Origin of the sequence: Burkholderia latens (assembly GCF_001718795.1) — a bacterium.
Taxonomy (GTDB): Bacteria; Pseudomonadota; Gammaproteobacteria; order Burkholderiales; family Burkholderiaceae; genus Burkholderia; species Burkholderia latens_A.
In genome coordinates, this window is the sequence record NZ_CP013438.1 from 2,283,699 (window position 1) to 2,304,341 (window position 20,643).

At 67.6% G+C, this 20,643-nt stretch carries 18 protein-coding genes; 7 read left to right on the top strand and 11 right to left on the bottom strand.

Going from position 1 to position 20,643, the window contains the following annotated elements:
* Positions 1-144: 144 nt before the first annotated feature.
* From WK25_RS29405 to WK25_RS29440, 8 genes are all read right to left on the bottom strand, one after another.
* Complete coding sequence (locus WK25_RS29405; RefSeq protein WP_069243449.1) at positions 145-1,047, bottom strand: SMP-30/gluconolactonase/LRE family protein; 903 nt, start codon at positions 1,045-1,047, stop codon at positions 145-147.
* 51 nt (positions 1,048-1,098) lie between these two features.
* Positions 1,099-2,118, bottom strand: coding sequence for an L-arabinose ABC transporter permease AraH (araH, locus tag WK25_RS29410; protein WP_069243450.1), 1,020 nt, complete (start codon positions 2,116-2,118; stop codon positions 1,099-1,101).
* A 30-nt stretch (positions 2,119-2,148) separates the two neighbouring features.
* Positions 2,149-3,711, bottom strand: coding sequence for an L-arabinose ABC transporter ATP-binding protein AraG (gene araG, locus WK25_RS29415; RefSeq protein ID WP_069243451.1), 1,563 nt, complete (start codon positions 3,709-3,711; stop codon positions 2,149-2,151).
* 20 nt (positions 3,712-3,731) lie between these two features.
* Positions 3,732-4,745, bottom strand: a complete 1,014-nt coding sequence (locus WK25_RS29420) for an arabinose ABC transporter substrate-binding protein (RefSeq protein WP_040138913.1) — start codon at positions 4,743-4,745, stop codon at positions 3,732-3,734.
* Between the two features lie 73 nt (positions 4,746-4,818).
* Positions 4,819-5,748: a Gfo/Idh/MocA family protein gene (locus tag WK25_RS29425; RefSeq protein ID WP_040138914.1), complete on the bottom strand. Its 930-nt coding sequence runs from the start codon at positions 5,746-5,748 to the stop codon at positions 4,819-4,821.
* Between the two features lie 31 nt (positions 5,749-5,779).
* The gene (locus tag WK25_RS29430; protein ID WP_069243452.1) at positions 5,780-6,709 is read right to left on the bottom strand and encodes a dihydrodipicolinate synthase family protein; all 930 of its coding nucleotides are present in this window, start codon (positions 6,707-6,709) and stop codon (positions 5,780-5,782) included.
* A gap of 50 nt (positions 6,710-6,759) precedes the next feature.
* The gene (locus WK25_RS29435) at positions 6,760-8,118 is read right to left on the bottom strand and encodes an MFS transporter (RefSeq protein WP_069243453.1); all 1,359 of its coding nucleotides are present in this window, start codon (positions 8,116-8,118) and stop codon (positions 6,760-6,762) included.
* A 251-nt stretch (positions 8,119-8,369) separates the two neighbouring features.
* Positions 8,370-10,121 carry an IlvD/Edd family dehydratase gene (locus tag WK25_RS29440; RefSeq protein ID WP_040138917.1) on the bottom strand — a complete coding sequence of 584 codons (1,752 nt, stop codon included), beginning with the start codon at positions 10,119-10,121 and terminating at the stop codon, positions 8,370-8,372.
* 114 nt (positions 10,122-10,235) lie between these two features.
* Between WK25_RS29440 and WK25_RS29445 the strand changes: the two genes are divergently transcribed.
* The gene (locus tag WK25_RS29445; RefSeq protein WP_040138918.1) at positions 10,236-11,186 is read left to right on the top strand and encodes a LysR family transcriptional regulator; all 951 of its coding nucleotides are present in this window, start codon (positions 10,236-10,238) and stop codon (positions 11,184-11,186) included.
* Positions 11,187-11,332: 146 nt separating this feature from the next.
* On the opposite strand, the gene WK25_RS29450 is transcribed toward WK25_RS29445, so the two are convergent.
* Positions 11,333-11,809 carry an OsmC family protein gene (locus WK25_RS29450; protein WP_069243454.1) on the bottom strand — a complete coding sequence of 159 codons (477 nt, stop codon included), beginning with the start codon at positions 11,807-11,809 and terminating at the stop codon, positions 11,333-11,335.
* A 94-nt stretch (positions 11,810-11,903) separates the two neighbouring features.
* On the opposite strand from WK25_RS29450, the gene WK25_RS29455 reads away from it, so the two are divergent.
* Positions 11,904-12,545 (top strand): GntR family transcriptional regulator, encoded by a 642-nt coding sequence (locus WK25_RS29455; RefSeq protein ID WP_069243455.1) that lies wholly within the window; start codon positions 11,904-11,906, stop codon positions 12,543-12,545.
* 130 nt (positions 12,546-12,675) lie between these two features.
* Here WK25_RS29455 and WK25_RS29460 read toward each other — a convergent pair whose 3' ends face one another.
* The gene (locus tag WK25_RS29460; RefSeq protein WP_069243456.1) at positions 12,676-13,710 is read right to left on the bottom strand and encodes a LacI family DNA-binding transcriptional regulator; all 1,035 of its coding nucleotides are present in this window, start codon (positions 13,708-13,710) and stop codon (positions 12,676-12,678) included.
* A gap of 188 nt (positions 13,711-13,898) precedes the next feature.
* Here WK25_RS29460 and WK25_RS29465 point away from each other — a divergent pair, with 188 nt between their 5' ends.
* From WK25_RS29465 to WK25_RS29485, 5 genes are all read left to right on the top strand, one after another.
* The gene (locus tag WK25_RS29465; protein ID WP_040138922.1) at positions 13,899-15,047 is read left to right on the top strand and encodes an ABC transporter ATP-binding protein; all 1,149 of its coding nucleotides are present in this window, start codon (positions 13,899-13,901) and stop codon (positions 15,045-15,047) included.
* Between the two features lie 9 nt (positions 15,048-15,056).
* Positions 15,057-17,048 (top strand): beta-galactosidase, encoded by a 1,992-nt coding sequence (locus WK25_RS29470; protein WP_069243457.1) that lies wholly within the window; start codon positions 15,057-15,059, stop codon positions 17,046-17,048.
* Positions 17,049-17,110: 62 nt separating this feature from the next.
* Entirely contained in the window at positions 17,111-18,370 is a 1,260-nt protein-coding gene (locus WK25_RS29475; RefSeq protein ID WP_059548489.1) for an ABC transporter substrate-binding protein, read from the top strand.
* Positions 18,371-18,424: 54 nt separating this feature from the next.
* Positions 18,425-19,369: a carbohydrate ABC transporter permease gene (locus WK25_RS29480; RefSeq protein WP_059548491.1), complete on the top strand. Its 945-nt coding sequence runs from the start codon at positions 18,425-18,427 to the stop codon at positions 19,367-19,369.
* A gap of 21 nt (positions 19,370-19,390) precedes the next feature.
* A complete protein-coding gene (locus tag WK25_RS29485; protein WP_069243458.1) occupies positions 19,391-20,242 on the top strand; it encodes a carbohydrate ABC transporter permease in 852 nt (283 codons plus the stop codon).
* Positions 20,243-20,380: 138 nt separating this feature from the next.
* Here WK25_RS29485 and WK25_RS29490 read toward each other — a convergent pair whose 3' ends face one another.
* Positions 20,381-20,569: a hypothetical protein gene (locus WK25_RS29490; protein ID WP_040140878.1), complete on the bottom strand. Its 189-nt coding sequence runs from the start codon at positions 20,567-20,569 to the stop codon at positions 20,381-20,383.
* Positions 20,570-20,643 lie beyond the last annotated feature (74 nt).

A 20,643-nucleotide genomic window follows, 5' to 3' on the forward strand; every position in this document is an offset into this window, starting at 1 on the left:
GGGCCATCTTACCAGCAGGTGGGCAGATGAACGACGTGGCGGCGGCCGATCGCAGCCGCCGTCCGCACCGGATCGCGTGCATGAGCGCGCGGCCCGCCGCATCAGCGGGCTCCCATCGACGGCAACCCGTATGCGGCGGCGCGATCAGCGGCGCGGCTTGCCCGCGAATCGCGCGGTCGGCAGCCCCGCGTAGCGGGTGCGCGCGACGAATACGCCGCCGGCGTCGGCATCGTTCGCCAACGCATCGTCGTCGAGCCCGACGCGTGCGCTCGTCACGTACAACCGGCCGGCACCGTCGAGTGCGACGCAGCTCGGCTGCGCGGTCGGCACGTCGACGCGATCCGTCTCGACGCCGTCCGGCCCGTAACGCACCACCCGCCGGCCGCCCCATTGCGCGTTCCACAGCCCGCCGTCGCGATCCATCGTCGAGCCGTCCGGGTCGCCGTTCGCATCGGTCAAGCGCGCGAACGGCCGCAAGTTGGCCACGTCGCCGCCGGTACGGTAATCGCACACGAGAATCTCGCGCACCATCGAATCGCAGAAATACATCTTCGTGCCATCGGGCGAGAACGCGATGCTGTTCGCGATCGCCGCCGCGGACAGCGCGAGCCGCTCGAGCGTGAGGTCAGGATTGAGCCGATAGAACCCGCCGACCGCGCGCGGCGGCTCGCCGCCTTCGTCCTTCATCCCGAACACGAACGCGCCGAACGGATCGCAGCGGCCGTCGTTCAGACGCGTCGGCAGATCGGGCTCGACGTCGACGATCTGCGTGAACGCGCCGCTGCGCAGATCGAAGAACGCGAGACGGGTCGCGAGTCCGACCAGCAGCACGTCGGGATCCGGCGTGAGCGCGAAGCACGCCAGGCGCTCGGGCATCGGCCACTGCGCGAGCGCGGAACCGTCCGCGCGGCAGCGCCACAGCCGCGCGCCTTCGATGTCGGTCCAGTACAGCGCGTGCGTCGCATCGCACCACGTCGCGCCTTCGCCGAGCATGTTGCGGCTGTCCACCAGCAGCGCCGCCGCCGTGCCCGGATGAGTCTGTTGCATGCCGTCTCCCGATATTCGTCGTAGTTGCCGGCGGTCGCGCTCGGGTCGAACTCAGATCTTCATCGCGCGCCGCTGGTTGCGACGATACTGGTCGAACAGCACCGCGAGCAACAGAATTCCGCCGCGTATCAGATATTGGTAAAACGTCGGCACGTTCAACAGGCTCATCGCGTCCTGCACGGAGCCCATGATCAGCACGCCAACCAGCACGCCGGAGATCGTCGCGACGCCGCCCGTCAGCGACACGCCGCCGAGCACGCATGCCGAGATCACGCCGAGTTCGAGGCCGACCGACGTCTTCGGATCGCCGAGGCTCATCCGCGACGCGAGCATCACGCCGGCGAAGCCGGTCACGAGCCCCTGCAGCACGAACACCGTGATCTTGATGCGCATCACCGGCAGCCCTGCGAGCAGCGCGGCTTCGCCGTTGCCGCCGACGGCCAGCACGTTCTTGCCGAACACCGTCTTGCGCAGCAGGAAGCCGAACACGACGAAGCCGATGATGTTGCTCCAGATCGGATACGAGATGCCGAGGAACGAGCCGCCGCCGAGATCGAAGAAACGCTCCTCGGAGATCATCACCGCGTCGCCGTTCGACGTGATGAACGCGAGCCCGCGCACGACTTCCATCATCGCGAGCGTGACGATCAGCGAGTTGATCCGCCAACGCGCGATCAGCACGCCGTTCACGAGCCCGACCGCGCCGCCCGCGAGCACGCCCGCCGTGATGCCGAGCACGACGCTGTGCGTCGCGGTGATCAGCGTCGATGCGACGACGCCCGAGAACGCGACGATCGACGCGACCGACAGGTCGACTTCGCCGAGTGCGAGCACGAACATCATCGTCACCGCGATCGAGCCGATCAGCGTGACCGACAGCAGGAGGCCCTGGATGTTGCGCGGCGTGAGGAAGTCCGGCACCGTTAGCGACAGCACCGCGAACAGCACGAGAAACACCATCACGATGCCGGAGCGGTTGACCAGCTGCCACACGCCGCCGCGCGGGCGCGCGGCCGCGGCCGCGGCGTCCGGGGAGGGGGAAGTACGTTGGGGTTGCATTGCCTGGCTCATATCAGTTGCTTTCCGGTTGACTGCTCGCCGCTAGCGCGGCAGCGCGAGCTTGATCAGCGCGTCGGGCGTCGCCTGCGCCTTCGCCACCTCGCCCGCGATCCGCCCTTCCTTCATCACGATGATGCGGTCCGACACGCCGATCACCTCGGCCAGATCGCTCGACACGATGATGACGGTGCGGCCCGCTTCCGCGAGCTCGTAGAACAGGTTGTAGATTTCCGCGCGCGCGCCGACGTCGATGCCGCGCGTCGGCTCGTCCATCAGAAACACGTCGATGCGCTCGGCCAGCCAGCGCGCGAGCACGACCTTCTGCTGGTTGCCGCCCGACAGCGCGCCGATCGGCGTTTCGCCGTCGCGCGTCTTGATCGCGAGGCGTTCGATGTATTTCTGCGCGAGCTCGCGTTCGCGCCGCGCGTCGAGCAGCACGCGCGCCGGGCTGAAGTGGCGACGCGCGCTGATGTTCAGGTTGTCGGCCACCGACGCGATCGCGACGATGCCCTCCTGCTTGCGGTCTTCCGGGCACAGCGCGATGCCGGCGCGGACCGCGTCGCGCGGGCTTGCGAACGCAACGCGCTTGCCGCCCAGCTCCACGTGCCCGCCGCTCGGGCGCGCCGCGCCGTACAGCAGCTTCATCAGCTCCGAACGGCCCGCACCGACGAGCCCGAAGAAACCGACGATCTCGCCGCGCCGCGCGGCGAACGATACCGGCTCCGATAACCCGGGCCCGGTCAGCCCCTTCGCCTCGATCAGCACGTCGCCGGCCGTGCGCGGCCGGTAGCCGTACACGTCCTCGATCGAGCGGCCGACCATGCAGCCGATCAGCCGGTCGCGATCGAGATCGGCGACCGATTCGAACGTTTCGATGCGGCGGCCGTCGCGAAACACCGTCACGCGATCGCACAGTGCGTCGACTTCCTCCATCCGGTGCGTGACGTAGATGATCGCGCGGCCTTCCGCACGCAGCGAACGGATGATGCGGAACAGTTGCGTCGTCTCGCGCGCGGACAGCGAACTTGTCGGTTCGTCGAACGCGATCACGCGCGCGTCGCGCATCAGCGCCTTGCCGATCTCGATCATCTGGCGCTGCCCGATCGACAGATACTTGACCGGGATGTCAGGATCAATGTGCTCGCCGAGCCGTTCGAGCGCATCGAGCGCCCGCGCCGCGAGCGCGCGCTCGTCGACCACGCCGAGCCGGCTCGGCAGTTGCCCGAGCATCAGGTTCTCCGCGACCGTCAGCTCCGGCACCAGATGAAGCTCCTGGTAGATGATCGCGATGCCCGCCTCGAGCGCCGCGCGCGTCGACGCGAAGCGCTGGACCGCGCCGTTCAGCGTCAGCGTGCCGGCCTGCGGCTGGTTCACGCCGGACAGCACCTTCAACAACGTCGACTTGCCCGCGCCGTTCTCGCCCATCAGCCCGTGCACTTCACCTGCGCGCACCGACAGCGACACGCCGTCGAGCGCACGCACGCCCGGAAACGTCACCGTGATGCCGTCGAGCGCGAGCAGCGCGCCGCCGGGCGGCGGCGCAACGGCGCCGGGCGTGGCCGCGGCGTCGTTGCCCGACACGGCCGTGATCGTCTGCATCGTCATTGCGTCGTCGCCCCGCACGCTCAGATGCCGAGTTCGGCGCGCACGGCCTGCCAGTTCGCGCGCGTCATCAGCTTGCCGCTCGTCTGCGTGTCGGCCGGCGGCACCTTGCCGTTGCGGATCCAGTCGACGAGGTTCTGCGTGCTGTCCTTGCCGTGGTTCGTCGAGCTGACCGCGATCGTCCCGTAGAAGCCGGTCGGCTCCTTCTTCTGGAATTCGGCGAACGCCTCGCCCGCACCGTTGATGCCGACGCCGATCACGTCGGCCGCCGGGATGTGCAGCTGTTCGGTCGCGCGCACCGCGCCGAGCACGGTTTCCTCGTTCAGCGCGTAGATCACCCACTTCTTCACGTTCGGATGACGGGCGAGCACGGGCGCTGCCGCGCTGAAGCCGCCTTCGTCGTCGGTCGTCTTCTGCGGCGCGTCGAAGATGTTCTCCTTGCGGAAGCCGTTCGCAAGCAGCGCCTGCGTCGCGCCGTCGGTGCGCAGCTTCGCGGTCGGCAGCTCGTAGTTGGTCACGCGCAGCGCGCCGACTTCTTCCGGCTTCCAGCCGCGGCGCTTCATCTCGTCGGCGATCGCCTGACCGACCTGGTTGCCGATCTTCGTCGCCGACATCCCGAGGTGCGGCACGTTCGGCAGCGGCTTGCCGGTCGAATCGACGAGCTGGTCGTCGACCGTCACGAACTTCATGTTGTAGCGCTTCGCGCGCGACGCGATCGCCGGCCCGAGCCGCACGTCGGGCGCGCAGATCACGAAACCCTGCGCGCCTTGCGAGCCGAGGTTGTCGATCGCGGCCAGCACCTTCTCGCCGTCCGGCGTGCCGATCTTCACGACCGAGAAGTTCTCCTTCTGGCCGAGCGCGGCGGCAGCGTTCTGCTCGTTGATGAACCATGCCTGCTCGGGCATCTTCACCAGAAAGCCGATCTTCAGCGGCGCGTCGGCGTGGGCGGCGCCCTGCATCCCGAGCGGGGCGATGCAGAGCGCGGCGAGCAGTGCGCGCAGCGTGTGTCGGCGGATCGTTCGATTCGTGCGGTTCATGCGTGTCTCCTTGTAATGGCTTGGGTCTTCAACATCCGTCGTGCCGGTCTCGCTTTGGCGCATCGGCACATTGTCAGCGGCCGAACGCGTCGGTCCCGACGCGCCGTCCGAACAGGAACGCGTCGGCGACGAGCCGTAACGGCCGCACGTCGACGTCGCTTTCGCCGCGCGCGATCAGCGCGCGGAAATGCGCATACAGCGCCGGGTACTCGCGCTCCGGCCCGATCTCGACCGGCGCGCCGTCGATCGACAATTGCGCGCCGCCGCGGCTGATCGCGAGCACGCCGTCCGACGTGTCGACCGCGATCTCCCACTGCTCGACCGGGCCGTGGCGCCAGTCGAATTCCGCGTGCACCGGCACGCCGTTCGTATCCGCGCAATCGAGTTCGGCCGCGATCGGCATCTGCGCGTCGCTCGGCACGTAGAGCGTCGCTTCGCGCAGCACGAGCTCGCGCGGCAGGATTCGCGTGACGATCGACAGCGCGTTGATGCCGGGGTCGAACACGCCGAGGCCGCCCGGCTCCCAGATCCACTGCTGCCCCGGATGCCAGCGGCGCACGTCTTCCTTCCAGCGCACCTGAACCGCGCGGATCGTGCGCGTTGCGAGCCACGCACGCGCCGGTTCGACGGCGCTCGCGCAGCGCGAATGCCAGGTCGCGAACAGCGTGAGACCGCGTTCGCGCGCGAGCGCGTCGAGCGCGGCCACTTCGCCGAGCGTCGCGCCAGGCGGCTTCTCGAGCATCACGTGCTTGCCGGCCTCCAGTGCGGCGCGCGCCTGAGCGTAGCGCACTTGCGGCGGCGCGCACAGCGACACCGCGTCGAGCTCGGGCTCGGCGGCCAGCAGCGCGTGCAGATCCGGATAATTGCGTACGCCGTTGACTTCCGCGTGACGGCTCGCACAGGCGGTCAGCACGAAGCCGGGCTCAGCCGCGATTGCGGGAAGATGCTGGTCGCGCGCAATCTTGCCGATCCCGATCACGCCCAGCGAAATCACGTTGCTCATCTGCGTTTCTCCTTCACCATTCGCGATTGGCTCAGCGCGCCCAGCGCAGCACGAGCGGGTCGAGCCGGCGCGCGATCGCGATCAGCTCCGCACGCGTGTCCGGATGCAGTTCCGGCATCGGATGCCGCGGCCGCTCGCACGCGATCACGCCGCCTTCGCGCATCAGGGCCTTCGCGGTCAGGATCCCGGACTGGCGGTTCTCGTGATTGATCAGCGGCAGCCACGTCTGGTAATGCGCGAACGCATCGTCGCCGCGCCCTTCGCGGAATGCTTCGAGGATCGGCCGGATGCCGTCCGGAAACCCGCCGCCCGTCATCGCGCCGGTCGCGCCCGCATGCAGGTCGGCGAGCAGCGTGATCGCCTCTTCGCCGTCCCACGGCCCTTCGATCGCGTCGCCGCCGAGCCGGATCAGCTCGCGCAGCTTGTTGGCCGCGCCCGGCGTCTCGATCTTGAAGTACGCGACCTGCTCGATCTCGCGCGCCATCCGTGCCAGCAACGGTGCGGACAGCGGGGTGCCGCTCGCGGGCGCGTCCTGGATCATGATCGGGATGCCGATCGCATCCGACACGCGCGCATAGAAATCGAAGATCTGCGTTTCTGGCACGCGAAACGTCGCGCCGTGGTAAGGCGGCATCGTCATCACCATCGCCGCGCCGAGCTGTTGCGCGCGCAGGCTGCGCGCCGCGCAGACCTGCGTGCTGTAGTGCGACGTCGTGACGATCACCGGCACGCGGCCGGCGACGTGTTCGAGGATCGTGCGCGTCAGCACGTCGCGTTCGTCGTCGGTGATCGCGAACTGCTCGGAGAAGTTCGCGAGGATGCAGAGGCCGTCGGAGCCAGCGTCGATCATGAAGTCGACCGCGCGCTTCTGGCTCGCGAGGTCGAGCTCGCCGGTGTCGGTAAACGTCGTCGGGACGACGGGGAAGATGCCGCGATAGCGCGGTGTGCTGCTCGATGTCATGGTTCGGTCCTGCGTCAGTCGAAACGGCGTTCAGCCGGAAAACAATGCGTTCACGATTCGCCGGCGAATGCGCGTGCGGCCGGCTCGGGCGTGCGCAGCGCGGCGCGGACCACGAACGTCATCAGCACCGCGAACAGCAGCGTCGCCGCGAGGAAGTACAGGCCGGCAGCGAGGCTGCCGGTCGATGCCTTGATCAGCCCGATGCCGTACGGCCCGGCGTAGCCGCCGAGATTCGCGAGCGAGTTGATCGCGGCGATGCCGACCGCCGCGCTCGTGCCGGTCAGGAATTCGCCGGGCAGCGCCCACACGACGGCCTGGATCGAATAGAGCGAGAACGCGGTCAGGCAGATGAACAGGAACTGCAGCGCAGGTTGCCGCACCCATGCGCTGGCGGCCATCGTCGCTGCGGCGGCCGCGGAGACGACGACGATGTGCCAGTAGCGCTCGCGCTTGCGATCCGAGTGGCGCGGCACGACGAGCAGGCCGGCCACCGCGAACAGGTAAGGCACGGCGGACAGCAGTCCGGTTGCCGCATCGCCGGTGCCGAATGCGTGGATGATCGTCGGCAGCCACAGCGACAGCCCGTAGATGCACAGCGGAAACGGCAGGAACAGCGCGGCGAGCAGCAGCACGCGGCGATCGCGCAACGCGGCGAGCGGATTGCCGTGCGAATCGGGGCGATACGTGTCGCGGTCGGCGGCGAGTTGCCGTGCGATCCAGCGGCGTTCGCCGTCGTTCAGCCAGCGCGCATGCGCGGGCGACTCCGGCAGCAGCCGCAGCGTGGGCCACGCAAGCAGCACGGCCGGCAGGCCGCTGACGACGAACAGCGTCTGCCAGTCCGACAGGCCGAGCAGCCCGTGCGTGGACAGCAGCCAGCCCGCGAGGGGGCCCGTCACGATGCCGGCGAGCGGTTGCGCGAGCACGAGCAGGCCGATCACGCGTGCGCGCTCGCGCATCGGAAACCATTGCGTGAGGAAGTAGAGGATGCCGGGATAGAGGCCGGCTTCGGCCGCACCGAGCAGGAAGCGCAGCACGTAGAAGCTGGTCGGCCCCTGCACGAGCGCCATCGCCATCGTGATCACGCCCCACGTCGCGAGAATGCGCGCGAACCACACGCGTGCGCCTAAGCGGCCGAGCGCGAGGTTGCTCGGCACTTCGCACAGGAAGTAGCCGATGAAGAACAGGCCGGCTCCGAGGCCGTAAGCGGCATCGCCGAGGCCGATCGCTGCGTTCATGTGCAGCTTTGCGAAGCCGACGACGGTGCGGTCGACGTATGCGACCACGTAGATCAGCGCGAGGAACGGCACGAGCTTGCGTGTGAGCAGGCGGGTGAGTTGCCGTTCGTCGACGGCTGCCGGCGAATCGGACTGGTCCGCCGCGGGGTGCGCGGGCGTGTACTGCGTCGTCATCTTGTCTCCTGTCGGTCCACGTTAGCGCTTTAGCGCTTACGTGGACCCCATGCTTCGCGGTCGGTCCACGTTAGCGCTTCAGCGCTTGCGTGGATCCCATGCTTCGCGGTCGATGCACGTCAGCGCTTTACCGCTTGCATCGATCCCATGCTTCGCGGTCGGACTGCGATCGCGCTCGACCACATCGTGCGCGTCACCGCATTCCCCTCAATCGCCGCCCTCGTCCTTTCTCGAACGCCACTGCCTGCCGCTCAATGCGAATGGCTCGGCACGTCCGCGCCGCGCATGCCGACCAGAAAGTCGAGGTCGCACCCCTCGTCGGCCTGCAGCACGTGATCGATATACAGCCGCGCATAACCACCCTTGCCCAACTGCCCGGCCACGCCCGGCGCCGCATTCGGATCGACATCCGACAGACGGCGCTGCAATTCTTCGTCGGTGATGTCCAGATGGAGCGTGCCGGCCTCGCAGTCCAGTTCGATCCAGTCGCCGTTGCGCACCGCGGCGAGCGGCCCGCCCGCGGCCGCTTCCGGCGCGACGTGCAGCACGACCGTGCCGTACGCGGTGCCGCTCATCCGTGCATCCGAGATCCGCACCATGTCCTTCACGCCCTGGCGCAGCAGTTTCGGCGGCAGCCCCATGTTGCCGACCTCGGCCATTCCCGGATACCCGCGCGGCCCGCAGTTCTTCAGCACCATCACGGAGCTCGCGTCGATATCGAGCGATTCGTCGTTGATCGTCGCCTTGTAGTGTTCGAGGTTCTCGAACACCACCGCGCGGCCGCGATGCTTCAGCAGCTCGGGACTCGCCGCCGACGGCTTCAGCACCGCACCGCGCGGCGCGAGATTGCCGCGCAGGATACAGATCCCGCCGTCCGCGATCAGCGGACGGTCGAGCGGGCGAATCACTTCGTCGTCGTAGTTCGGCGCTTCGCGCACGTTCTCCCACAACGACTTGCCGTTGACCGTCAGTGCATCCGGATGCGGCAGCAGCCCGCCTTCGCCGAGCCGGCGCAGCACGGCCGGCAGGCCGCCCGCGTAATAGAACTCCTCCATCAGGAAGCGCCCCGACGGCATCAGGTCGACGATCGTCGGCGTGTCGCGGCCGATGCGCATCCAGTCCTCGAGTTCCAGCGGCACGCCGATGCGGCCCGCGATCGCCTTCAGGTGGATCACCGCATTGGTCGAGCCGCCGATCGCCGCGTTTGCGCGGATGGCGTTCTCGAACGCCGCGCGCGTCAGGATCTTCGACAGCACGAGCCCTTCGAGCGCCATCTCGACGATGCGGATGCCGGACATGTGCGCGAGCACGTAACGGCGCGAATCGACGGCCGGAATCGCCGCGTTGTGCGGCAGCGCGACGCCGAGCGCCTCGGCCATGCACGCCATCGTCGATGCGGTGCCCATCGTGTTGCAGGTGCCCGCCGAGCGCGACATGCCGGCTTCCGCCGACAGGAAGTGATGCAGGTCGATCTCGCCGGCCTTCAGTGCTTCATGCAGCTGCCAGACGGCCGTGCCCGAACCGATGTTCTTGCCTTCCAGCTTGCCGTTCAGCATCGGGCCGCCCGACACGACGATCGCCGGCACGTCGCAGCTCGCCGCGCCCATCAGCAGTGCGGGCGTGGTCTTGTCGCAGCCCGCGAGCAGCACGACCGCGTCGATCGGGTTGCCGCGGATCGCTTCCTCGACGTCCATCGATGCAAGATTGCGCGTGAGCATCGCGGACGGCCGCAGGTTCGATTCGCCGTTCGAGAACACCGGGAACTCGACGGGGAAGCCGCCCGCTTCGGAGATCCCGCGCTTCACGTGCTCGGCGAGCTTGCGGAAGTGCGCGTTGCAGGGTGTCAGTTCGGACCACGTATTGCAGATGCCGATGATCGGCCGACCGTCGAATTCGTGATCGGGAATGCCCTGGTTCTTCATCCAGCTCCGGTACATGAAGCCGTTCTTGTCGTTGGTGCCGAACCATTGGGTGGAGCGCAGCCTGGGTTTTGTTGCCGACATCGTCAGTCCTGTGGTGACGGGATACCGGCGCAGTCTAGGCAGAATTTTGATAACTGGCTAATGACGTTTTAGGCGATTACGATATCCATTCCGATATCGATATAAACCCGTACGATGACCGAAGCCAGCCCGTGGGGAAACCGCAACCGCTTGAAGACGCGCCAGCTGCTGCTGGTCGTCGCGCTCGCCGACGAAGGCAGCATTCACCGCGCAGCGGCCGCGTTGAGCATGACGCAGCCCGCCGCGTCGAAGCTGCTGCGCGAGCTCGAGGAATCGATTGGCGCGGTGCTGTTCGAGCGGTTGCCGCGCGGGATGCGGCCGACGCTATACGGCGACGCGTTGATCCGCCACGCGCGCGCGGCGCTTGGCAGCCTCGACCAGGCGCGCGAGGAGCTGGCCGCGCTGAAGGCCGGCCACCTGGGGCACGTGGCGGTGGGCGCGATCACGTCGCCGGGATTGCGGCTCGTGCCGCCGGCTGTCGCTGCCGTGAAGGGGACACATGCGAACGTGCGGGTGTCCGTCGCAATCGACACGAGCAACGTGCTGCTCGAACATCTCGCGCAGGACAAGCTCGACATTGTGCTCGGAAGGCTGTCCGCCGAGCACGACAAGCTGCATCTGCGCTACGAGCCGCTCACGGGCGAGCCGGTCGCCGCGGTCGTGCGGCCCGACCATCCGCTGCTCGCGCAGGCGCCGCTGTCGCTCGCCGACGTGCAGCGCGCCGCGTGGGTGATGCCGCCGGCCGGCAGCGTGCTGCGCCACCGCTTCGAACTCGTGTTCCAGCGCGCGAGCCTGGCGCCGCCGGCGAACGTCGTCGAGACGGCGGCGCTGCTGTTCATTACGCAATTGATCGAGCAGAGCGACATGATCGCCGTGCTCGCGGAGGACGTCGCGCGATACTACGCGCGACACGGGATCGTCACGATGCTGCCGCTGGAGATGGACTGCCGGATGGACGATTTCGGGATCATCACGCGCACCGACCGGCTGCATTCGCCTGCCGTCGAGGTGATGGCGGACGCGATTCGGGCGGCCGCGCGGGAGGTGTACGGGGTCGCGCTGTAAGGGGCGGCGGCGGGTGCGGTGATCGGTCGCCGTCCTGGATAACCCCTGGCCTGCGGGGCGATACCTCACCGCTGTTCGGTCCGGCACGATCTCGACCCAACTTCACTCGACGGCAACGTGCCTTCGCGCGCTCCCCAACGCCTGCCTCACACTGCAGCAACCTCGATCACCGGCTCGCACCGGACCGGGAAATTCACCGAATTCGCCACATAGCACTTCGCATGCGCGTCATGATGCAGCCGCTCGGCTAGCTCGTGGTCGTCGCCCGCGCGGATCGTCACGCGCGGATGCAGCACGATTTCGGTGAAGCGCCCCGGCTCGGGATTGTCGAGCATAGTCCCCTCTGCGTCGTCGACATACGCAAGCACGCGCACGCCCGCATCCGCACACAGATGCAGATACCAGAGCTTGTGGCACGCCGATACCGAAGCCAGCAGCAGGTCTTCCGGATTCCACCGCGCCGCGTCGCCGCGAAACGCTGCATCCGACGAGCCGGGAATGTCCGGCTTCGAACCCGCCCGGATCACATGATCGCGGCCGTATTCGCGATACCCCGACGTACCGGTGCCCCGGTTGCCGGTCCACTCCACTGCCACGCGGTACTTGTGTTCGCCGTGCGCCATCTCGCTCTCCTTCGATATCGGAACGTGAGGCCGCCATTGTGGCACCGGAATGTCGTTTGGTATACCATTATTCCAAACTAAGGAACGCGAACGCATGGAAGCCAGACTCGATTCCACGGCGGATGCCGTGGCCGCATCGTTGCGGGAGATGATCATCAACGGCGAGCTGCAGGCAGGCGAGCGGCTGGTCGAGCGCGATCTCGCCGAGCGCTTCGGGATCAGCCGGATTCCGATGCGCGAGGCGATCCAGCGGCTGGAGCGAGAAGGACTGCTGGACATCTTCCGCAATCGTGGCGCGGTCGTGCGGATGCTGAGCGCGTCCGACGTGCAGGAAATTTACGACATGCGCGCGCTGCTCGAAGGCGATGCGATCTACCGGAGCGTGAAGCGGCTCGACGACGAGACGCTCGCGCGAGCCGAACTCGTGCACCGGCTGCTCGGCGAATCCAGCGTGCCGCGCCGGCAAGGCGAACTGAATCGCGAATTCCACGCACTGTTGTACTCGTGTTGCGGCAACGACCGGCAATTGAAGGCGATCGCGGAATTGCGCGGCCAGGTCGAGCGCTACGAGCGCCTGCAGGCCACGTTGCTGGCCGATACGCCGTCGTTCCAGGTCGAGCACGAAGCCATCCTGCAAGCGTGCCGCGAACGCAATGCACGCGGCGCCCGCGCGATGACGGTCGCGCATCTCGATTCGGCCCGGTCCATCGTGATGCGGCTCGTCGAAGGCCGGTGACGCAGACGGACGATCCGGCCCGCCTCGTCATGTCACCCATCGGCCGGCGAGCCATCCTCCGTTTTCAGCTTCCGGGCGTGACCCGCGCGCTTGCGAGACGCACGGCACGCATCGCGACCGCACGCGACGTCTACGCCGGCGTTCGGCGTGCCGGCGCCGCCCCGGTCGTCCCCCGCACCACCAGCCGCGGCACCGACGCCGTCCGCACGCGCGACGCATCGTCGATGTACCCGCCCGCCTCGCGCAACGCATTGAGCAATTCGACCGCGAGTCCCGCCGCCTCGCCGGTCGGAATCGCGACCGTCGTCAACGTCGGCCGCGTGTCGCTCGCCAGGTGAATATCGGTGATGCCGACGATCGACAGGTCGTCGGGCACGCGCCGGCCGCGGTCGGCCGCTGCGTGCAGTGCGCCGATCGCGGGCAGGTCGTTGGTGGCGACGAGCGCGGTCATCCCGGGATGTGCATCGAGCAATTGCCCTGCCGCATGCACGCCGCCTTCGATCGAATCGCGCCCGGCGGCGACGCGCGATGCGTCCAGCCCGGCTTCGCGCATCACGTCGACGAAACCGTCGTAGCGCGCGGCCTGCACGCCGTTCGCAGACCCGCCGACGATTACGCCGATCTCGCGATGCCCGAGTTCGATCAGATGCCGCGTCGCAATCCGCCCCGCCTCGCGGAAATCCACCGCGACGCACGGCAACCCTTCCGGCGGCGCATCGGGCCGCTCCCATAGACACAGCACGACCGGCACGCCGCGCCGCGCGACGTCGGCGAGATCGGGCAGGTGCAGATTCGCGTTGGTCACGAGAATGCCTTCGGAAATCGTGCCTGCGATCTGGTCGAGATACGCGCACCCCTGCAACGGATCTTCATTCGTATTGCAGACGATCAGGAACTGCCCGTTGCGGCGCACTGCGCGCTCGACGGCCAGCGCGAATTCCGGATAGAACGGGTTCGCGATGCTCGACACCATCAGCGCGACCGTCGGCGCCCGCCCCTCCGCCAACGCCCGCGCGGCGAGATGCGGCCGATAGCCGAGCGCGTCGACCGCTTCGAGCACGCGCGAGCGCGTTGCGTCACCGACCCGGCCGCGGTTGCGCAGCACGTTCGACACGGTCGCAGCCGTCACGCCGGCGCGGCGCGCCACTTCATCCAGTGTTGCCATCGTTTGCTCACTATATGAGACGACAATCCAGTATTTGCTTCGTTTGCCGAAGCGGCGCACTATCGCCGCATCCCTTGCCGCCCGCGTGACGGGCGCGACTCGGCCGCGATCGCATCGCCTCTTTTTTGATCGCGATGATTAAGCGCTTAAGCATCGGTAAAAGCGCATTAAAACATGGAGCGGAGACAATGGCGAGCATCTCGATGCGGCGCGTGCAGAAAGCGTATGGCGACCACGCGCCGGTCATTCGCGACGTCGATCTGGAGATCGGCGCGCATGAGTTCTGCGTGTTCCTCGGTCCGTCCGGCTGCGGGAAGTCGACGTTGCTGCGCATGATCGCGGGCCTCGAGGACCTGACCGACGGCGAACTGTCGATCGACGGCCGTCGCGTCGACGACGTTCCGGCCGCCGAGCGCGGCGTCGCGATGGTGTTCCAGAGCTACGCGCTGTTTCCGCACATGACGGTCTACGAGAACATGGCGTTCGGGCTGAAGCTCGCGCGCGTGCCGAAGGCGGAGATCGACCGCAAGGTGCGCGACGCCGCGCGGATCCTGCAACTCGATACGCTGCTCGACCGCAAGCCGAAAGCGCTGTCCGGCGGCCAGCGGCAGCGCGTCGCGATCGGCCGCGCGATCGTGCGCGAGCCCGGCGTGTTCCTGTTCGACGAACCGCTGTCGAACCTCGACGCGGCGCTGCGCGGCCAGACCCGCGTCGAGATCGCGAAGCTGCACCGGCAGTTCGAGCGCGCGAGCGTCGTCTATGTGACGCACGACCAGACCGAAGCGATGACGCTCGCCGACAAGATCGTGCTGCTGCACGCCGGCGCCGACACCGCGCAATACGGCAGCATCGCGCAGGTCGGCGCGCCGCTCGATCTCTATCATCACCCGGCGAGCCGCTTCGTCGCCGGCTTCATCGGCTCGCCGCGGATGAACTTCCTGCCGGCCGTGGTCGCCGCGTGCGACGCGCAGCGCACGACCGTCACCGTCTTGCCGTCCGGCGAAACGTTCACGCTGCCGCGCGACGGCTCCGCGCTCGCGCCGGGCGCGGCCGTCACGCTCGGCATCCGCCCCGAACACCTGACGCTCGGCGCCGCGCACGACGCGACGACGCTCGCGCGCGACGTCGCGCTCGTCGAACGGCTCGGCGAGCAGACCTACGTGCACCTCGACCAGCCCGGCGGCACACCGCTAATCGCGAAAGTGCCCGGCGATGCCGCCATCCGCACCGGCGAGCGCGTGCATGCGCATGCGCCGGCTGCGGCCTGTCATCTGTTCACCGAAGACGGCCGCGCGGTGCCCGCGTGCGCCGCCCTTCCCGTCCACCATTACGCATAAGGATCGGGCATGCGCCTCGGAGTCTGTTACTACCCGGAACACTGGCCGGAATCGATGTGGGCCGACGACGCCCGCCGGATGAAGGCACTCGGCATCGCGCAGGTGCGAATCGCCGAATTCGCATGGAGCCGCATGGAGCCGTCGCCCGGCGAATACGACTGGGGCTGGCTCGACCGCGCGGTCGACGTGCTCGGCGCGGCCGGTCTCGAGATCGTGATGTGCACGCCGACCGCGACGCCGCCGAAGTGGCTCGTCGACCGTCATCCGGACATTCTCGCGATCGGCGCGGACGGCCAGCCGCGCAGGTTCGGCTCGCGCCGCCATTACGACTTCTCGTCGCCGACTTATCTGGAGGCGTCGCACCGGATCTGCACCGCGGTGGCCGAACGCTACGGCCGCCATCCGGCCGTCCGCTACTGGCAGACCGACAACGAGCTCGGCTGCCATCAGACGGTCGTCAGCTACTCGCCGGCCGCACTCGTGCGCTTCCGCGAATGGCTGAAGGCGCGCTACGGCACGATCGACGCGCTGAACCGCGCGTGGGGCACCGTGTTCTGGAGCATGGAATACCGGCATTTCGATGAAGTGGATGCGCCGGTCGGCACCGTGACCGAAGCGCATCCGTCGCACCGCCTCGACTACCGGCGCTTCGCGTCGGACGAGCTCGCGCGCTATCACCGGATGCAGGTCGACGTGATCCGCGCGCATTCGCCGGACCGGCCCGTCGCGCACAACTTCATGCAACTGTTCACGGAGTTCGACCACTACGAAGTGGCGCGCGACCTCGACGTCGCGACGTGGGACAGCTATCCGCTCGGCGCACTCGAAGAGCTGTGGTTCGCGCCGGACGTGAAGGCGCGCTGGCTGCGCACCGGCCACCCGGATTTTGCGTCGTTCAATCACGATCTGTATCGCGGCATGTCGAAACTGCCGTTCTGGGTGATGGAACAGCAGCCCGGCCCGGTGAACTGGGCGCACTGGAACCCCGCGCCGCTGCCTGGCATGGTGCGGCTGTGGAGCTGGGAAGCGTTCGCGCACGGCGCCGGCTGCGTGTCGTACTTCCGCTGGCGGCAGGCGCCGTTCGCGCAGGAGCAGATGCATGCGGGCCTGCACACGCCCGACGACAGGCTCGACGAAGGCGGCCGCGAAGCGCAGCGCGTCGCGCAGGAAATCGAGGCCGTGCTCGATGCCGGCGCGGAGGCCGACCCGAGCGGCCCGGTGCGCGCGCCCGTTGCGCTGGTGTTCGACTACGAGGCGAAGTGGCTTTTCGAAGTGCAGCCGCAAGGCGCCGATTTTCACTATCCGCGTTTCGCGTTCGAGTACTACTCGGCGCTGCGTTCGCTCGGCCTCGACGTCGACATCGTTTCCGCGCATGCGCCGCTCGACGGCTACCGGCTCGTCGTCGTGCCGCCGCTGCCGATCGTGCCGGACGACTTCGCGACGCGCGTCGCCGCATCGGGCGCGCACGTGGTCTTCGGCCCGCGCACCGGTTCGAAGACCGCCGACCTGCAGATTCCGCCGACGCTGCCGCCCGGCCCGCTCGTATCGCTGCTGCCGGTGCGCGTGTGGCGCGTCGAATCGCTGCGGCCGAACGTGACCGCGCGAATCGACGGCACGTTGCGCGACGGCTCGCCGCTCGCCGGCGACGCACGTCACTGGCGCGACCTCGTCGAACTGCACGACGGCGCACGCAGTGTCGTGCGTGCGCGCTTCGCCGACGGTCACCCGGCCTGCGTGTCGCACGGCGCGCTGCACTACTGGGCCGCGCTGTTCGACGACGCGACCACCGCGCGCCTGTTCGCCGACGTCGCGGCCGAAGCCGGCCTCGCGCCGACGCCGCTCGGCGACGGCGTGCGCGTGAGCCGGCGCGGCGGACTGACGTACGTATTCAACTACGGCAGCACACCGCACACGATCGACGCGGTGCCGCCGTCCGCGTTCGTGGTGGGCGCCGCGCAGGTCGAGCCGCAAGGCGTCGCCGTGTATCGAAGCCGTTCGTAGCAACCGCCCCCGGCGCCCGCAGCGCCGGTCACGCACAACGACACACAGGAATGGAGACACACATGACACATCGCCCCCTTCGCGTCGCCGCCCGGCTGGCGAGCGCCGCCGCCATCGCGTTCGCATCGTTCTGCGCCGCGGCGCCGGCCGACGCCGGCACGCTGACGATCAACATCGCGTTCAAGGGCGCCAGCCAGCGCGCCGTGTGGCAATCGACGATCGAGGCGTTCCACAAGGCTCATCCCGACATCGACGTGAAGCCCACCTTCGTCGACGAGGAAGCGTACAAGGTGCAGTTGCCCGCATGGCTCACGACCGTCGCGCCCGACGTCGTGAACTGGCATGCGGGCGAGCGGATGGCGTACTACGCGAAGCGCGGGCTGTTCGAGGATCTGAGCGGCGACTGGAAGAAGAACGGCTGGGATGCGATGTACGCGTCGACGCGCAGCGCATCGTCGTACAACGGCAAGCAGTATGCGGCGCCGACCGTCTACTACTCGTGGGGGCTCTTCTATCGCAAGGATCTGTTCAGCAAGGTCGGCATCGCCGAAGAGCCGAAGACGTGGGATCAGTTTCTCGATGCATGCAAGAAGCTGAAGGCAGCCGGCATCACGCCGATCGCGGTCGGCGGCCGCGATGCATGGACGCTCGCCGGCTGGTTCGACTACCTCGATCTGCGCCTGAACGGCAACGCGTTCCACCAGCAGCTGATGGCCGGCGACGTGCCGTACACCGATCCGCGCGTGAAGAAGGTCTACACGACGTGGAAATCGCTGATCGATTCGGGCTACTTCATCGACAACGCGCTGTCCTACGATCTCGACGGCGCGCAGCCGTTCCTGTTCCAGGGCAAGGCCGCGATGATGTTGATGGGCACGTTCATCGCGGCCGGCTTTCCGCCGAACGTGAAGCAGGAGATGGGCTATTACCGCTTCCCGATCATCGACGCGAAGGTGCCGACCGCCGAGGACGGCCCCGTCGAATCGCTGCACATCCCGACCAAGGCGAAGAACAAGGCCGACGCGCACACGTTCCTCGCGTTCGTCGAAACGCCCGAGATCGGCGCGAAGCTCGCCGAAGGGCTCGGCTCGCTGTCGGCCAACAGCAAATCGCCGGAGCCGGCCGATCCGATCTCGCGGATCGGCTTCCGGATTCTTGCGGACACCAAAGGCGGTGTCGCGCAGTTCTACGACCGCGACATGACGAAGGAAATGGCCGACGAAGGGATGAAGGGAATGCAGCAGTTCGTCGCGAATCCCGCGCAGCTCGATAGCGTCCTCGCGCAGCTCGAGCAGACCCGCAAGCGGATCTACAAGAAATAACCGTATGACCCCGGCGGCGGCCGCGTGCCGCCGCGTCCGCCCAGGAGGCTTGCCGTGTCCAGTCCGATCACGTCCAGACCCGTCGAAACGGCTGCCGCATTGCCGGGTCGCGGCTCATCCGCAGCACGATCCGCCCGCCGCCCGTCGCCGGCCGTGCGGCGACAACGCCGCGCCGCGTGGCTCTTTCTCGCGCCGGCGTGCGCAATGGTTGCCGTCTATGTGATCTGGCCGATCCTGTCGACGCTGTGGCTGAGCCTCTGCAACTGGGACGGAATGACCGAGCGCACGTTCGTCGGTCTCGCGAACTATGCCGAGCTGCTGCAGGCGCCGACGTTCTACACCGCGCTGCGCAACAACGTGATCTGGCTCGCGCTGTTCATGCTCGCGCCGCCGCTCGGCCTCGCGCTCGCGCTGTACCTGAACCAGGCGGTCGCCGGCATCCGGCTCGTGAAGTCGCTGTTCTTCGCGCCGTTCGTGCTGTCCGGCGTGGTCGTCGGGCTGATCTTCTCGTGGTTCTACGACCCGACGTTCGGCCTGCTCGCACTGATCGCCGGGCATGGGATTCCGGTGCTCGGCGATGCGCGCTACGCGACGTTCGGCATCGTGTTCGCCGCGCTGTGGCCGCAAACCGCGTATTGCATGATCCTGTACCTGACCGGCCTCACGTCGGTGAATCCGGAACAGATCGAAGCGGCGCGGATGGAAGGCGCGCGCGGCTTCGCGCTGCTGTGGCACGTCGTGCTGCCGCAACTGCGGCCGACCACGTTCATGGCGATCGTCGTCACCGTGATCGGCGCGCTGCGCAGCTTCGACCTGATCTCCGTGATGACGGGCGGCGGCCCGTTCGAGAGCTCGACCGTGCTCGCTTATTACATGTACGACCAGGCGATCAAGTACTACCGGCTCGGCTATTCCGCGTCGATCGCGGTCGTGCTGTTCGCGATCATGCTCGTCTACATCGCGTTCCAGTTGCGCCGCATGCTGCGCAACGAGCAGTGACCTCCCCGGAGTTCATTCATCATGTTTCCGACACCCATTGCCCACTGGAAGCCGGTATCTCGCCGGCTGTACAAGCTGTCGCTGCCCGTCGCGCTCGTGATCTGGCTGCTGCCGTTGATCGCAGTGTTCGTCACGTCGGTGCGCTCCACCGAGGAGCTGGTCGAAGGCCACTATTGGGGCTGGCCGCGGCACTTCTCGATGATCGAGAACTATCGCGATGCGCTGACCACGTCGCCGATGCTCCATTACTTCTGGAACAGCGTGCAGATCACGGTGCCGTCGGTCATCGGTTCGATCGCACTCGCGGCAATGGCCGGGTTCGCGCTCGCGACTTACCGGTTTCGCGGAAACGCGGCGTTGTTCGGGACGTTCGTCGCCGGCAATTTCGTGCCGGTCCAGGTGCTGATGATTCCGGTCCGCGATCTGTCGCTGAGGCTCGGCGTGTTCAATACGGTCGAGGCGCTAATCCTGTTTCACGTCGCGTTTCAGACCGGGTTCTGCACGCTGTTCCTGCGCAACTTCATCAAGCAGTTGCCGTTCGAACTGATCGAGGCGGCGCGGATCGAAGGCGCGGGCGAGTGGACGGTGTTCTGGCGGATCGTGCTGCCGTTGATCCGGCCGGCGCTGGCCGCGCTCGCGATTCTCGTGTTCACGTTCGTGTGGAACGATTACTTCTGGGCGCTGTGCCTCACGCAAGGCGACGAGGCCGCGCCGATCACGGCGGGCGTGGCGGCGTTGAAGGGGCAATGGACGACGTCGTGGAACCTCGTTTCGGCCGGATCGATTCTCGCCGCACTTCCGTCGGTCGCGATGTTCTTCGCGATGCAGAAGCATTTCGTCGCGGGGCTCACGTTCGGGGCCACCAAGGGTTGAGCGCGCGGCACCGGTCGCGCGGCCGGATCTCTCTCCTCTTCATCGAGAGGTTGCCCGCTTCGGCGGGCTTTTTTTTTTCTCGATGCGGTGCAGGCTCGTCATGCGCGCCCGGCACCATCACGCGGCTTACGCGCCGCGTCAACGGCAAGTCAGCTCGACGGTCAGGATTTCGAACCCGGGGTCGGCGTGCTGGTTCGCCACCTTGACCGCTTCGTCATAGGACAGAAACGACGCGGCGTCCTCGATCACGGGTGCGATGCCGATATCGCCGTCCTCGGCGGTACAGAGGAACTGCTCCCCGGTCTTCACAACATAAATGGTTGCCATGTGTCCCTCCATGATTTGCAGGGGGAACTTCCAGTCTAGCCGCCACGATGTCGTACGCAACCCCGACAGTCACA

Bases quoted from the DNA above. Each gene is read 5' to 3' on its own strand.
- WK25_RS29405 (WP_069243449.1), bottom strand. From the start codon at position 1,047: ATGCAACAGACTCATCCGGGCACGGCGGCGGCGCTGCTGGTGGACAGC.
- araH (WP_069243450.1), bottom strand. From the start codon at position 2,118: ATGAGCCAGGCAATGCAACCCCAACGTACTTCCCCCTCCCCGGACGCC.
- araG (WP_069243451.1), bottom strand. From the start codon at position 3,711: ATGACGATGCAGACGATCACGGCCGTGTCGGGCAACGACGCCGCGGCC.
- WK25_RS29420 (WP_040138913.1), bottom strand. From the start codon at position 4,745: ATGAACCGCACGAATCGAACGATCCGCCGACACACGCTGCGCGCACTG.
- WK25_RS29425 (WP_040138914.1), bottom strand. From the start codon at position 5,748: ATGAGCAACGTGATTTCGCTGGGCGTGATCGGGATCGGCAAGATTGCG.
- WK25_RS29430 (WP_069243452.1), bottom strand. From the start codon at position 6,709: ATGACATCGAGCAGCACACCGCGCTATCGCGGCATCTTCCCCGTCGTC.
- WK25_RS29435 (WP_069243453.1), bottom strand. From the start codon at position 8,118: ATGACGACGCAGTACACGCCCGCGCACCCCGCGGCGGACCAGTCCGAT.
- WK25_RS29440 (WP_040138917.1), bottom strand. From the start codon at position 10,121: ATGTCGGCAACAAAACCCAGGCTGCGCTCCACCCAATGGTTCGGCACC.
- WK25_RS29445 (WP_040138918.1), top strand. From the start codon at position 10,236: ATGACCGAAGCCAGCCCGTGGGGAAACCGCAACCGCTTGAAGACGCGC.
- WK25_RS29450 (WP_069243454.1), bottom strand. From the start codon at position 11,809: ATGGCGCACGGCGAACACAAGTACCGCGTGGCAGTGGAGTGGACCGGC.
- WK25_RS29455 (WP_069243455.1), top strand. From the start codon at position 11,904: ATGGAAGCCAGACTCGATTCCACGGCGGATGCCGTGGCCGCATCGTTG.
- WK25_RS29460 (WP_069243456.1), bottom strand. From the start codon at position 13,710: ATGGCAACACTGGATGAAGTGGCGCGCCGCGCCGGCGTGACGGCTGCG.
- WK25_RS29465 (WP_040138922.1), top strand. From the start codon at position 13,899: ATGGCGAGCATCTCGATGCGGCGCGTGCAGAAAGCGTATGGCGACCAC.
- WK25_RS29470 (WP_069243457.1), top strand. From the start codon at position 15,057: ATGCGCCTCGGAGTCTGTTACTACCCGGAACACTGGCCGGAATCGATG.
- WK25_RS29475 (WP_059548489.1), top strand. From the start codon at position 17,111: ATGACACATCGCCCCCTTCGCGTCGCCGCCCGGCTGGCGAGCGCCGCC.
- WK25_RS29485 (WP_069243458.1), top strand. From the start codon at position 19,391: ATGTTTCCGACACCCATTGCCCACTGGAAGCCGGTATCTCGCCGGCTG.
- WK25_RS29490 (WP_040140878.1), bottom strand. From the start codon at position 20,569: ATGGCAACCATTTATGTTGTGAAGACCGGGGAGCAGTTCCTCTGTACC.